This window comes from Fibrisoma limi BUZ 3 (assembly GCF_000296815.2).
GTDB lineage: Bacteria > Bacteroidota > Bacteroidia > Cytophagales > Spirosomataceae > Fibrisoma > Fibrisoma limi.
Window position 1 is genome coordinate 322,326 of the sequence record NZ_CAIT01000007.1, and the last position, 12,759, is coordinate 335,084.

11 protein-coding genes and 1 pseudogene are annotated in these 12,759 nt (G+C 54.9%); 3 read left to right on the forward strand and 9 right to left on the reverse strand.

The annotated features are described in order from the left end of the window. Positions 1-26: 26 nt before the first annotated feature. From pgmB to BN8_RS17595, 4 genes are all read right to left on the reverse strand, one after another. Positions 27-683: a beta-phosphoglucomutase gene (gene pgmB / locus BN8_RS17580; protein WP_009283260.1), complete on the reverse strand. Its 657-nt coding sequence runs from the start codon at positions 681-683 to the stop codon at positions 27-29. Positions 684-729: 46 nt separating this feature from the next. Beyond that, a complete protein-coding gene (locus tag BN8_RS17585; protein WP_009283261.1) occupies positions 730-1,461 on the reverse strand; it encodes a DUF4386 domain-containing protein in 732 nt (243 codons plus the stop codon). A gap of 131 nt (positions 1,462-1,592) precedes the next feature. Beyond that, positions 1,593-2,057: a hypothetical protein gene (locus tag BN8_RS17590; RefSeq protein WP_009283262.1), complete on the reverse strand. Its 465-nt coding sequence runs from the start codon at positions 2,055-2,057 to the stop codon at positions 1,593-1,595. A gap of 82 nt (positions 2,058-2,139) precedes the next feature. Then, the gene (locus BN8_RS17595) at positions 2,140-2,703 is read right to left on the reverse strand and encodes a Crp/Fnr family transcriptional regulator (RefSeq protein WP_009283263.1); all 564 of its coding nucleotides are present in this window, start codon (positions 2,701-2,703) and stop codon (positions 2,140-2,142) included. A 332-nt stretch (positions 2,704-3,035) separates the two neighbouring features. On the opposite strand from BN8_RS17595, the pseudogene aac(3) reads away from it, so the two are divergent. Next, positions 3,036-3,715, forward strand: a pseudogene (gene aac(3), locus BN8_RS17600) (aminoglycoside 3-N-acetyltransferase). Between the two features lie 121 nt (positions 3,716-3,836). Continuing rightward, positions 3,837-5,972 (forward strand): outer membrane protein assembly factor BamB family protein, encoded by a 2,136-nt coding sequence (locus tag BN8_RS17605; RefSeq protein ID WP_009283266.1) that lies wholly within the window; start codon positions 3,837-3,839, stop codon positions 5,970-5,972. A 46-nt stretch (positions 5,973-6,018) separates the two neighbouring features. Here the strand turns inward: BN8_RS17605 and cypC are convergent, their stop codons facing one another. Beyond that, complete coding sequence (gene cypC, locus BN8_RS17610) at positions 6,019-7,272, reverse strand: CYP152 family fatty-acid peroxygenase CypC (protein WP_009283267.1); 1,254 nt, start codon at positions 7,270-7,272, stop codon at positions 6,019-6,021. A gap of 222 nt (positions 7,273-7,494) precedes the next feature. Between cypC and BN8_RS17615 the strand changes: the two genes are divergently transcribed. Next, positions 7,495-8,958, forward strand: a complete 1,464-nt coding sequence (locus BN8_RS17615; protein WP_009283268.1) for a hypothetical protein — start codon at positions 7,495-7,497, stop codon at positions 8,956-8,958. Between the two features lie 53 nt (positions 8,959-9,011). Here the strand turns inward: BN8_RS17615 and BN8_RS17620 are convergent, their stop codons facing one another. The 4 genes from BN8_RS17620 to BN8_RS17635 all read right to left on the reverse strand — a co-directional run bounded on the left by BN8_RS17620 (position 9,012) and on the right by BN8_RS17635 (position 12,746). Next, positions 9,012-9,272, reverse strand: a complete 261-nt coding sequence (locus BN8_RS17620) for a hypothetical protein (protein WP_040006213.1) — start codon at positions 9,270-9,272, stop codon at positions 9,012-9,014. A gap of 110 nt (positions 9,273-9,382) precedes the next feature. Continuing rightward, on the reverse strand, positions 9,383-10,048 hold the full coding sequence (locus BN8_RS17625) for an SGNH/GDSL hydrolase family protein (RefSeq protein ID WP_009283269.1): 666 nt from the start codon (positions 10,046-10,048) through the stop codon (positions 9,383-9,385). A gap of 64 nt (positions 10,049-10,112) precedes the next feature. After that, on the reverse strand, positions 10,113-11,429 hold the full coding sequence (locus tag BN8_RS17630) for a gluconate:H+ symporter (protein ID WP_009283270.1): 1,317 nt from the start codon (positions 11,427-11,429) through the stop codon (positions 10,113-10,115). Positions 11,430-11,453: 24 nt separating this feature from the next. Next, positions 11,454-12,746 carry an McrC family protein gene (locus BN8_RS17635; protein WP_009283271.1) on the reverse strand — a complete coding sequence of 431 codons (1,293 nt, stop codon included), beginning with the start codon at positions 12,744-12,746 and terminating at the stop codon, positions 11,454-11,456. Between the last annotated feature and the right edge of the window lie 13 nt (positions 12,747-12,759).

Genomic DNA, 12,759 nt, shown 5'->3' on the forward strand with positions numbered 1-12,759 from the left:
CACCCCAAACCAACGTACAAACCGCCCTATTTTGCTTTGTCCAGCACCTGTTCCACGGTCAGTTCCTGCAGCGATGGCGCGACCATATCGGCCAGGGTCAGTACACCGGGCGAACCAATGCCAACTACGAACATTCCGCCCCGCTTCCCGGCTTCTACCCCCGCAACGGCATCTTCGAACACAACACATTCGGCTGGATTTACCTCCAGTTCGTCAGCGCCTTTCAAAAACACCTCCGGATCAGGTTTGCCCCGCGTGATTTTATTGCCGTCGATAATCGCGTCAAAAACCTGTGCCATACCAATGCGTTCAATGATGAGGGGCGCATTCTTGCTGACCGAACCCAGCGCCGTCAGCAAACCGGCTTTCCGCACCTGCGCAAAGAACTGCGGTACACCCGGCAGGATGTCATCAGGCGTCATTCGGCTGACCAGTTCCAGATACCACTCATTCTTTTGAGCAGCCAGTTCGGCGCGGGTTTCATCCGGCAGTGTCAGGCCGCCATGTTCCAGAATAAGATTCAGCGACTCCATCCGGCTAACACCTTTCAGCCGCTCATTGAACTCCTCCGAGATGTCGAAACCCAGTTCGTTCGCCAGTCGTTTCCAGGCTTGATAGTGATATATAGCCGTATCTACAATAACGCCGTCGAGATCAAACAGGAAGGCTTTAATTACGCTCATGTCAGGTTGTTTGTTATTCGTAAACTGAGCGTAAAGGTAGGCAGATTTAGGCTGGTACTACCACTTCTTCGATCACAGCGAACCGCAAAAACCGGAACCCTACGATAATAAGCCAGACCAGCCACAGCGTACTGCCCAGCAAACCAGCCAGGTCCCAGACCGGGAAGCTGGGTATAACCGTTGCAAACAACTCTCCCTGCGCAAGCAGATAGATGCCCGATGCTACGTAGCCTAACCAGCTCACCCACTTGGGAACCACCCCCAGCTTAGCAAACGCCGACGCCATCATGACCGTCCAGGCAATGGTTAAAAGTTGACCCAGGTGTTCGCCCAGCACCACTCCGCCATACTGATGAATCGCCTGAAATACAACCACACTGGCCGCCCGAATGGCGGGATCGGTAGCATGGACGTAGTTATCGGCCAGCACCGGCACAACGAACGTCCAGCGTAGTAAGCCAATGATCTGCACCAGCCCCGACACCACGCCCAGCGTTGTAGCCCACCGGATGAACGGCAGCGAAGTGTCAAAGCGCTGTCCGATTAGTACGTAGGCCTGAAGCAGGGGTAGCCCCGTAATGGCAAAGGCCCACCAGACGGCGATCAGCAGCGGACCGCCTTCGTGAAACCGGGTCAGTACGACGCCCGGCGACTCCCGCAGAATGTCGGGATATTCAAATATCACGGTCAATGTTGTGTAAGGGATAAGTACCAGGATAGCACCGACAATAAGCAAGGTGCCAATCAGGCGATTTGAGGGCATTGCTGAGGTTTTCATGACTGTTTTTAGTTTCTGGTTTACGGTTCTTAGTTTTCGATATACGGTTTACGGTAGTGGTAGGCCATTGACTCGATCCTTATTCTGGCTTGTACCTACCAAAAACTGTATACCGAAAACCGCATACCGCACTACCAGGTGAATGAATAGCTGATACCCGGGGTCGGGTTGAGTTTTATGTCTTGTCCGGGGGCCGCCAGTACGGCCGCGCCGATGCGCAGATTCAGGCCTTTCCAGACCATCCAGCGAAAGCCTGCTTCGCCGATGACACCGTTCTTATTCTCGTAGTCGCGGTCGAGGCCACGTACGTAGGAGACCGATGCGTAGAACGAGGAGGGATTGGGCTTCCGGCCCACTGGAAGAAACCAGTACGTAAGGCCTGCCCGGATGAACGATGTTGTGACGCTCGCTCCTTCGGCGTTCTGGGAAACAATGGTTGGGTAGTAGCCACCGTGCACGGAAACGTGGTTCCGGCGGTATTCCAGGCCGATGGAGGGATTGCGAAAAGCATTGATGCTAACCTCGTTGCGCGGGAAGCGCTGGGCGAAGGTGGCGCCTGACAAGAGCAGCAGGCCAGCCAGGATTATCTTCTTCATATCGTCTTTTTGTTTGTGATTGACGATACAAAGGTGGCCGAGCCCTCGGCCAATTTACTGGACAAATGTCCAATTCGTCTGGTTAGCGAATGTGGCCGCGGATACGGCTCAGATGGCGGGGCGTTACGCCCAGAATAGACGCTAAGTATTGAAGCGGCACCTCCTGCAACAAATTGGGTTCTTCTTCGAGCAGTTTCTGATAGCGTTCTTCAGCAGTAAGAGTAAGCAGGTTGAATCGGCTGTCCTCAATGCAGACAATCTGCTCTTCCAGCACCCCAACGTAGAACGCTTCGAACGGCGGAGCATCACGGCGTAACTGGTCAAACCCGCGTTTGTGAATGGCCCAGACAACGCTGTCAGTAAGGGCACGGATGGTTTCGCGGGCGGGTCGCTGCCGCAGAAAGCTGCTCAGCGATACCAGAAAGTCACCGGGGCCGGCCGTGTAGCTGGTGATTTCATCGCCGTTACGATTGCAGAAATAGTGAAACAGTCCCTTTTCGACAAAGCCCAACTGCTGACTAATCTGCCCTTCCTGCAAAAAGAGGTCGCCTTTTTTCAGCTCGCGCCGATGAAACTGACGCCCAATAGCCTCCTGCTGATCGGTCGTGAAGCCATTCTCGCCTAAAAATGCGACTAGTTCATCCATATCTATCAGATCTGGTTAGCAATAAACTACGACCCTGGTTTCAGCTTATGTGCTGGTGAATATATCAATTTATCCGATTCATATCCTCCTTCACAGCCCTGTCACACCATGGCCATTTCCGACCGGGCTCGGGGAGTTGCTGATAAGCCCGACAATCAATACCAACGCATTGTATCTTTACGAATGTCTACAAACTAACTAAACAGACAATGCTGATCGTTGGAGATAGTCCATACTGGACCCTCCGTCTGCTCTCCAAACACCTCCAGGCATTGGGCCTGCAATCCGGCGACGCCGTTATGGTCCATGCGGCATTGCGTTCGGCAGGTCCAATGTTAGGCGGGCCAGATACCCTTATCGAAGCCTTGTTAGACGTTTTAGGCCCTGAGGGTACGCTTCTTTGCTACGTAAACTGGGAACAACAATACGAGGATGCCATCGATGAAACCGGACACGTACCTGAGGCCCTGAAAGCCGACATTCCCCCCTTTGACCCAGCCGCATCCAGAGCCAGCCGGGACCACGGCGCTTTTGCCGAGTTTGTCCGTACAACGCCCGGCGCTCACAGAAGCCGGAACCCAGGAGCCTCGGTGGCCGGGCCGCCTGGTTCACTGCCGATCACCCATTTGACTACGGATATGGCCCGGGCTCTCCTTTCGACAAGCTTGTTGCAGCAAACGGCAAAGTGTTGATGGTTGGCGCTCCGCTTGATACCATCAGTCTGCTTCACCATGCCGAGCATCTGGCACAGCTACCGAACAAACGGATTCGCCGAATGGAGGTACCGCTTCGGTTTGGTAACCATGTCGAGTGGCGTATGATCGAGGAGTTTGATACAGCCGATCCGGTAGTAGACGAATTGGCGGACGACTACTTCGGCACTATCGTTGAGGAGTTTCTGCTCACCGAAGGTGGCCAGCAGGGAATGATTGGGTCAGCGCCCTCAGTCCTGTTATCGGCTCCGGCTGTTGTGTCTTTTGCAGTAGGGTGGCTGGAGCAGCGCTACCGCTGAGCAATTGGCAGTCAGCATACTTACCCTCAATTCACTGAGCGTATCGCACACCAATACGTGCTGCGGCCTCTGTTTACCATTGCACGAATCATGTATTATTTTTGTATTTTTCGTGCTAGCTATGAAACGACTGCTCCTCCCCTTCAGTGCATTGGTCTTGCTGGCGCTTGGCTGGTCGCAACTCCGCCAGAACCCGACCGATACTAAACCTAACGACTACACGAACTGGTCTGAGTACCTCGGTGGTCCTGATCGCAGCCACTTTTCCGCCCTGACGCAGATCACGCCCGAGAACGTCGGCCAGCTCAAAGTGGCGTGGACATATGCTACGCCCGACAGTGGTCAGATTCAGACGAATCCGATCATTGTTGACGGCGTGCTGTATGGCGTTACGCCCACCGTACAAGCCTTTGCGCTCGATGCTGCTACGGGTAAGGAACTCTGGAAGTTTGGCGATCCGCTCAAAGTCTGGCACAGCACCAGCCGGGGCGTTTCGTACTGGCAATCGGGTGAGTACAAGCGACTTCTTTATACCGTCGGTCCAAAACTCTATGCCCTCGACATCCGCACGGGCAAACCGATTCCGAGCTTCGGGGACAACGGCAGCACCGACCTGCACGCGGGACTGGGTGAACAGGCGAAAGACAAGTTTGTCATCTCCAACACCCCCGGCACCGTTTTTGAAGATCTGATAATCATGCCCATGCGACTGTCGGAAGGTGCCGACGCAGCACCGGGCTACATACAAGCCTTTAACGTCCGCACCGGCAAACTGGCCTGGACGTTTCATACCATCCCGAAGCCCGGCGAATTTGGTTACGATACCTGGCCCAAACAAACGTACCAGAATACCGACGTGGGGGGCGCCAACAACTGGGCGGGTATGGCCATCGACCGGCAGCGGGGCATCGTTTACGTACCCACCGGCTCAGCCGCCTTTGACTTTTACGGTGGCAATCGCAAGGGACAGAACCTGTTTGCCAACTGCCTGCTGGCACTCGACGCCCGAACGGGCAAGCGTTTGTGGCACTTCCAGGCCGTTCACCACGATGTGTGGGACCGCGACTTTCCGGCCCCGCCCAACCTCCTGACCGTAACGCAGAAAGGCCCCGACGGCAAGCCCCGTCGCATCGATGCCGTCGCGCAGATCACCAAGTCGGGCCACGTGTTCGTCTTCGACCGGGTAACGGGAAAGCCCCTGTTCCCGATTAAGGAAACACCCATGCCCAAATCCGACATCCCGGGCGAGGAAACCTGGCCGACACAGCCGCTACCGCTCAAACCGGCTCCATTCACGCGGCAAAATCTGACCGAACGCGACCTGAATCCCTACTCAGACGACCGGGATTCGCTGCTGGCCCGGTTCAAACGGAGCCGGACCGGAACGTACCAGCCACTTAGTCGGCAGGGAACCATCATCTACCCCGGTCTCGACGGTGGTGGCGAATGGGGAGGAGCCGCCACCGACCCGGATGGAATCATGTACGTCAATGGCAACGAAGCCGCCTGGCTGATTTCGCTCAACGAAGCCCCGAAACAGGATCAGCTCGCTCACCTGAGCACCGGCGAACGGCTCTACACCCAGAACTGCGCCGGTTGCCACGGTACCGAGCGCAAAGGCAACACGGCCAGTGGGTATCCCTCACTGGTCAACATCGGTCAGCGACGCGACCGCCCCTACGTGACCCAACTCATCAGTAATGGCAAGGGCATGATGCCGGGCTTCACCCAGCTATCGGCCGACGACAAACGGGCGCTGGTCGGTTTTCTGTTTGGCGATGAAAAGCAGGAAGTAGCCGCATCGGACAGCAAAACGAGCAAGGCCCCCGTCGTGCCGTACAAAATTTCCGGTTACAATAAATTCCTGGACAGTAAAGGTATGTCGGCTATTGCCCCACCCTGGGGCACGCTGAATGCCATTGACCTCAACACCGGCGATTATGTCTGGAAAGTGCCCCTCGGCGAAGAACCCGAACTGGCGAAGAAAGGCATACGTAATACCGGCTCCGAAAACTACGGCGGTCCGGTTGTAACGGCGGGCGGGCTTGTCTTCATAGCGGCCACTAAAGACGAGAAGTTCCGGGCGTTCGACAGAAAAACCGGCAAGCTGCTTTGGGAAACTCAGCTTCCGGCGGCTGGTTTTGCCACACCGGCTACGTACCAGATCGGGGGCAAACAGTACGTCGTGATTGCCTGTGGAGGTGCCAAGCTCGGCGCAAAAAAAGGCAACCAATACGTAGCCTTCGCCTTGCCCTAACCAAAGACTGAGCGGAGTCAGGTGCTGAAACCGGCTCCGCTCTCTGTCATACATTCACTCCTCTTACCTGCCTGACAACAAACCCACTTCTTGGGTAGGTCGGCATGCGGGATAGTTTGAAACCCAAGTCCTGGGGTGGTACGTCGTACTGCATGTGCTTCGTCAGGTAATCCAGCGCAATCTTTACCGTTTCGATCGTTACCCACTCGCCCGCGCACCGGTGATTTTTATAGTAATCCCCTCCGCCCTGCGGGATAAAATTATAAGCGCTGCCGTCCCACTCTTTGAAGCGATCCGGCCAGAACTCCATTGGGCGCTTCCAGGCATCCGGGTCGCGGTTGGTGCCGTACACATCCATCAAGACCATGGCTCCTTTGGGAAAATGATACCCGCGCCAGTCGAAGGCCGACCGAACCTTTGCTCCTAAGAACGGGGCGAACGGATAATACCGCCGAACCTCGTGGGTAAACCGCTCCCGCTCTTTTTCATCGCCCGCTTGCAGTCGTTCCCGATACTCGGGGTGCTCGTGTAGGGCGAGAGCTGCAAAGACGATGTATGTTGAAATAGCCACAATGGGCCGCACAATATTGAGCAGTTCCACAGCGGCTATCTGTGCGTCCATGGGTGCCCCGTCGAAGTCGGGGTAAAACGCCATGGTATAGGCCGATGTGCCTTCAGGTGCCTGAATCCGGCCTTCCCGAATAGCAAGGATGATGCTTCGCATCCAGTCTTCGGTCTGGCTGCGCGCCCACCGCCCGCGCAGGTGTCTCGGTCCAACGGCCCCGAACGCATCCACCAGTTGCCAAAGCTGGTGCCCCCGTCGCTGGCTTTCGTTTTCGACCAGCGGTACACCCGCCCAGGCGCAGGCCACCCGGCACAGAAGTGCCTGTAGCTCATCAAACAGAACCACTTCGTCCTGCTTCTCCCACTTTTTGATGCAGGCTCGCCAATGATCGTGCAGCAGATCCGACAGGCGTTGACTATTCTCGGGCGTCATCACCGACATAAACATCTCTTTCCGGCGCCGGTGGGCCGCATCATCCAGCGTTTGAACGCCATTTTCGCCGAACAACGTCCGCTGTATTCGCTTGGGGATAGCCCCCCGTCGCGCAAACCGCTCGGGATCGTAAAAAATCTGGGCGGCCTCTGGTCCACTGATACAGACTACCTTTAGAAATGGAACACTGATTTCGAACAGATCCGACTGAAACCGACGGCAGCGGTTGTAGATGAAAGGGAAGCCTTCGCGTGCCAGCCCCAGCGCACTACTCAGCGCTCCCACGCTTGGAATGTTTCTCATAAAAGTTGATGGTTAAGCGGTAGACGTATACGCTGACACCTGGTTTGCCTGTTTTTCTCAACCCGGACAAACCAGATGCGTTTGAACCCCGAACTGTAAACTGAGAATCTGGCCCGACCTGTAGCAGAGATGTTTACGATTCTTCTGAGTGAAATGAGCGTTATCCCGTACGCAGTATGTCCGTGCAAATCGCTTCTTTTGCATACCCTTCCTCTATGATTTATGAAGCGCATTGCTCTGGCCCTACTGCTCTGTACCTCCGCTTTTGCTCAGTCGCCCGTCGCTACGTTCCGCCTGCACCCCGACAACCCGCACTACTTTATGTATCAGAACCGGCCAACGGTACTGGTCGGTTCGGGCGAACACTACGGCGCCGTCATCAACCTGGATTTTGATTACAAAACGTACCTCCGCACCCTAGCCGCCGACGGCCTGAACAACACAAGGCTTTTTACGGGCGCCTACATCGAAAAACTGGGCGACTTCGGTATCCAGAAAAACACATTGGCCCCCGAAGCCGGACGCCTGATTTTACCCTGGGCACGGAGCAATGAACCTGGTTATGCGCTGGGAGGCAATAAATTTGACCTGGCTAAATGGGATGAAGCCTATTTTGCCCGATTGCGCGACTTCATGACCGAGGCCCAGCGGCAGGGGGTTATTGTGGAAGTAAATCTGTTCTCGTCCTACTACGGCACGGGTTGGCCCTATAGCGCCTTAAACCGCGCGAACAACATCAACAACACAAGTGACGTACTGCCCAACCATATCAATACGCCCGTAAACGAAAACCTCCTGGAGTATCAGGAACGCTACGTCCGGAAGATCGTCCGTGAGCTAAACGGCTTTGATAATCTCTATTTCGAAATCCAGAATGAACCGTGGGCCGACCTGAAGGACACCGTAATGACCCGCAATGAATACCACACCACCGAGAAGGGAAAAACCGACTGGCGCGCCACTCTCGAAGTGGTGTCGGAACCCGCCCTGGACTGGCAACGGCGCGTAGCCGGATGGATCGTAGCCGAGGAAAAGCAGTTACCTAAAAAGCACCTGATTTCGCAGAATATCAGCAACTTCCGCTACCCCATTGTCAGCCCCAACCCCAACGTATCCATCTTTACTTTTCACTACGCTCTGCCCGAAGCCGTTACTGACAACTACGCCCTGAATAAGCCCATCGGTTTCAATGAAACGGGGTTTGCTGGCCGCTCGGATATTACGTATCGTCGGCAGGCGTGGCGGTTTCTGATGGCGGGGGGAGCTTTATTCAACCACCTGGATTACTCGTTTTCGGTAGGTTCTGAAAACGGGCAGGACACTACGTACCAGGCTCCGGGCGGGGGTAGTCCGGCGCTGCGGAAACAGTTGGGCGGATTGAAACATTATTTCGACGGCCTGCCAATCAGTAGTCTCAAACCGACGGCTCTGGTGGCTTCGCCGGGAGCGCTGGCCTGGGCTTTAACCAACAACACAACTCACTGGATCGTCTACGCGGAGCCGGTCACCCGTGGAACGTATGTCCTGACTATAAACCTGCCCCAGGGAAAATACCGGGCCGAATGGACTAACGTAGCAACGGGTCAACCGATCCACACGGAGAACATTATACATACCGGCGCCAGTAGGCAGCTCACCAGTCCTGTTCGCCAGGCAGACGTTGTCGTGAAACTCATAAAACAATAAAACCCGGCCATTTCGGGCCGGGCATCGCTCCAGTTAGGTTACGGTGAATCAATTTAAGCAATCACACAATCGTCAACTTCATAGCCAATCAGGTCATCTTTAACATTCGTCCCGCGAAGTAGCGACAGCAGCAAATGAGCCACTACGCTGGCTAACGCGATAGCACCGACAAAAGCAAGGTAAGCAAACGCCACATGGCTAACTGCCCCGCGTTGCCAGGGCTGACCGAGTACCCCTTGCAGGACCGAATAAACCACGCCAACAAAAACTAAAAGAACGGTTAGGTTACGTAAGGTATTCAGAGAGGGTTTCATAAGATGACTTGTTTGGGTGCGTTGACGATACAAACTTCACCCCGCCGGATTAATTTGAGATTTAGGCCTTATTAAAAGAGAGTTAAACCTGTTCGGCCTCAAGAAGCACCTTATTTAGCTGCCGTCAGCAAAGGCAGCATCTGATCCGCAACGAACTGATTTCCTGTGTCATTCAGATGAACCCGGTCCGTCGTTAAAATGCCCTGATCTTTATTGGTCGGGTTGTTTTTGAGATTATACTCAAGGAACGCTTTTCGCAGATCGCAAAGGGGAAGATTCTGCCGGGTAGCCAGGTCACGGATTAGCTGGCTATACGCGTTCAGATCACCATCCTGCGCGTTGGTAAAGTCGGTCTTTTCGCCAATGACGGCTGGGGTGCACAGGATGATGCGGGTGTTGGCAGCCCTCAGCTTTTTGATGATCGCTTCGTAAAACTTCACAAACTTGTCAGGGTCGGTGCCGGTACCGTGGCTGCTTTTGTGCCAGACGTCATTCACCCCAATGTAGACCAGAACTACATCGGGTTTTTGTGCCAGCACGTCGTCTTCCAGGCGTAGGTACAGATCGTAGACTTTGTTACCACCGATACCAGCCCCGACCAGTTCGTATTGATCGGCAGGAAGCCGTTGTTTCAGACGATCAATATAACCACCGGGTTTGATACCGGCTTGGGTGATCGAGTCCCCGAAAAAAACAATCCGAATGGGTTTGGCACCTGTCATGGCGAGTAAAGCAGCGGCAACAAATACGCTGAGGAGCAGGAATACGCGGTTCATGATTAGAAATAAGTCAAGGGTTGTTTCAGGTTCAACTTTGTTCCCACACGTCAAACTTGACACATTAAACAAATAAACTCAGCGCCAGCACCCCGAGCAGCCCAACAATCGACACAATGCTTTCCATCAGCGTCCAGGTGCGGAGCGTATCGTTGATGCTCAGGTTGAAATACTCTTTGAACAGCCAGAATCCGGCATCGTTGATGTGCGACAGCATCAGGCTACCCGACCCGATGGCCAGCACCATAAGCTCGGGATTGACGGTCTGGGCCTGAATCAGAGGCATGATGATACCGACGGTCGTCAGCCCAGCGATGGTAGCAGAACCCACACAAACCCGAATAACGGCGGCCATGCCCCACCCCAGCAGCAACGGCGACATCTGGACGCCAAGCAGCAACTCTCCGATGTATTTGCTGGTACCGGAATCGTTGAATACCTGTTTCAGGGCCCCAGCCCCGGCAATAACCAGTAGAATCGGCGCGGCCGCCTTGATGGCTTCTTCCAGGTCTTTGGTCACGGCTTTCATGGTTTGCCCGCGCCGGATACCTAGTGCATACACGGCCACCAGCACCGACAACAGCATACCAATATACGGCTCAGCCATCAGCGTAACGAGACCTTGTGCAGTCGTTCCAGGCGCAAAGTACGTCTTGAGTGGACCAAACACCGTCAGCAGCACCACGGGCAGGAGCGCCACAAAGAAGCTGATACCCGTACCTGGCAGATCGGTAGTCGGTACGTCCCGGATGTTGAACAGTTCACGGTCCGGCTTCGGATTGAATCGGCCGAGGGTTTTCCCAAAAATAGGGCCGGCAATGATGATAGCCGGTGTAGCTACCAGAATTCCGTAGGTCAGTGTCCGGCCGATGTCGGCGTTTAGTTGCCCGGCAATGGCTGCGGGCGACGGGTGCGGGGGCAGATACCCGTGCGCTACCGACAAGGCCGACAGCATCGGTACCGCCACCGTGAGCATTGGTAGCCCCGATGAAGCCGCGATGGTAAAAATCAGAGGTACAACGATGATGAAACCGGCGTTGTAGAACAGCGGAATACCGATAATGAAGCCGGCCAGCGCCAATCCCCAACGGATGTTTTTCACACCAAACCATCCGATCAATACGTTCGTAATACGTCGGGCGGCCCCGCTTTCGGCTACGATACGGCCCAGCATGGCCCCAAAGCCGATAATCAGGACAAGGTCGCCTAAGGTGCTCCCGATGCCGGTCTGAATGGATTTACCAATCGTGGGCACATCCATACCGGAGGCCAGTCCGATGGCAAGTGCCACCAGAATGAAGGAAATAAATGTGTCTAACTTAACAACCGCAATCAGAACAATCAGGCCGAGGATTCCCAGGGCGGTAAGCAGAATGGGCATACGTAGCGTTCGGGTGGGTGAACATTAGGACAAAAAGCCGCTCAGGCGCGCAATCTCCTCATGCAGCGGCCGGGTAACATCAAAAGGAATTACGTGCAGGTGGGTCGATTCATCATACCCGAACACATCGAGCGGCCGGCTGAAGGTGTCATTAGCCGGGTAAATCAGGAAGAGCTGATCGGCTTCGTACTTCTTGCCATACGCATACAGTTGGTATAAATCAGCCTGTTCGATACCATAGTTACCGACCCGATCGGCCCCGTCGATGCGTTTCCATTTAGTATCCAGCACCAACGTCCGCCCGGGTTGCCGAATCAGAATATCGGGTTGCAGCCTGAATCTGGGCGAGCCGATGTGTTCATCGACCAGATGCGCCGACGACTCCTGCACCAGAACCTGTCCCGGGCTATAGTACTGGCGCAACCCGTGCGCTACGTAGTCTTCAAACACGCGCTGCATCGGAAACAGCAGCGAGAAATTACCCGTACGCCCTGTTTTCAGACCAAACGCCTGGCTTTGCAGCAGCGCTTCGGCCCATTGTAAAGCGGGTTTATACCGGGCAAACTGCCGATGCGACGTACTACGGGCGGTTGTTATGGCACGAATCTGTCGCAGATCATCGGCTATAGATTCCGATGTGGGTACATCGTCGAGCGCCCACAGCAACTGTTGTTGCCGTCGCTGGTTATCCATGCCTGTACCATGACGCTGAAGAAAAAGCAGCGTTGTTTTAAGTACCCGATTTGGAGCATGATCGACCGTCAGGGTATCGTATAGAACAGCCAGCCGTTCTGCATGGTGGGCATTGTCGCGCAGGTGCCGCGCTACCTGAAATTTGCCTTTCCAGAAGCGTTCGTTACCCTCCACCGGTACGTAGGCACGCTGCACACCCTGGCTGACCAATTGACTCAATGCCTCCAGAAATGCGTTGCTGAATACGTCCCATAACGGTAAGGACGTTGCGCCTGTATGGGCCACAAAAGTCCGAAACGGGCTATGCCGCAGATGACGGAGCATATTGAGCAGGGCCGTTCGGGCAACGGCAGGCTGATCAGCAACCTTGGGCAGGATGTCAACCTGCGTTCCGTTGGGCAGTTCGAGCAGCCCTACGTAGTTTTTCACTCGGATGGCTTCGCGGCCCTTCTGCACAAAAAACGTCAGTATAGCATCCACATCGGCGGTCTGGGTGGCTACCTGTTTCAATTGCTGAAACGTTTCGTCCAGTACGTACGCTTCCGACAGCGAACCGACCGTGTCCGGGAAGTCACGGGCGTTGCGGATGAGCGCAAATTCACTAACGGCGATTGAACGTTGCATACGGATCTCATTA

Bases quoted from the DNA above. Each gene is read 5' to 3' on its own strand.
- pgmB (WP_009283260.1), bottom strand. From the start codon at position 683: ATGAGCGTAATTAAAGCCTTCCTGTTTGATCTCGACGGCGTTATTGTA.
- BN8_RS17590 (WP_009283262.1), bottom strand. From the start codon at position 2,057: ATGAAGAAGATAATCCTGGCTGGCCTGCTGCTCTTGTCAGGCGCCACC.
- BN8_RS17585 (WP_009283261.1), bottom strand. From the start codon at position 1,461: ATGAAAACCTCAGCAATGCCCTCAAATCGCCTGATTGGCACCTTGCTT.
- BN8_RS17625 (WP_009283269.1), bottom strand. From the start codon at position 10,048: ATGAACCGCGTATTCCTGCTCCTCAGCGTATTTGTTGCCGCTGCTTTA.
- BN8_RS17630 (WP_009283270.1), bottom strand. From the start codon at position 11,429: ATGCCCATTCTGCTTACCGCCCTGGGAATCCTCGGCCTGATTGTTCTG.
- BN8_RS17595 (WP_009283263.1), bottom strand. From the start codon at position 2,703: ATGGATGAACTAGTCGCATTTTTAGGCGAGAATGGCTTCACGACCGAT.
- BN8_RS17620 (WP_040006213.1), bottom strand. From the start codon at position 9,272: ATGAAACCCTCTCTGAATACCTTACGTAACCTAACCGTTCTTTTAGTT.
- BN8_RS17635 (WP_009283271.1), bottom strand. From the start codon at position 12,746: ATGCAACGTTCAATCGCCGTTAGTGAATTTGCGCTCATCCGCAACGCC.
- BN8_RS17605 (WP_009283266.1), top strand. From the start codon at position 3,837: ATGAAACGACTGCTCCTCCCCTTCAGTGCATTGGTCTTGCTGGCGCTT.
- BN8_RS17615 (WP_009283268.1), top strand. From the start codon at position 7,495: ATGAAGCGCATTGCTCTGGCCCTACTGCTCTGTACCTCCGCTTTTGCT.
- cypC (WP_009283267.1), bottom strand. From the start codon at position 7,272: ATGAGAAACATTCCAAGCGTGGGAGCGCTGAGTAGTGCGCTGGGGCTG.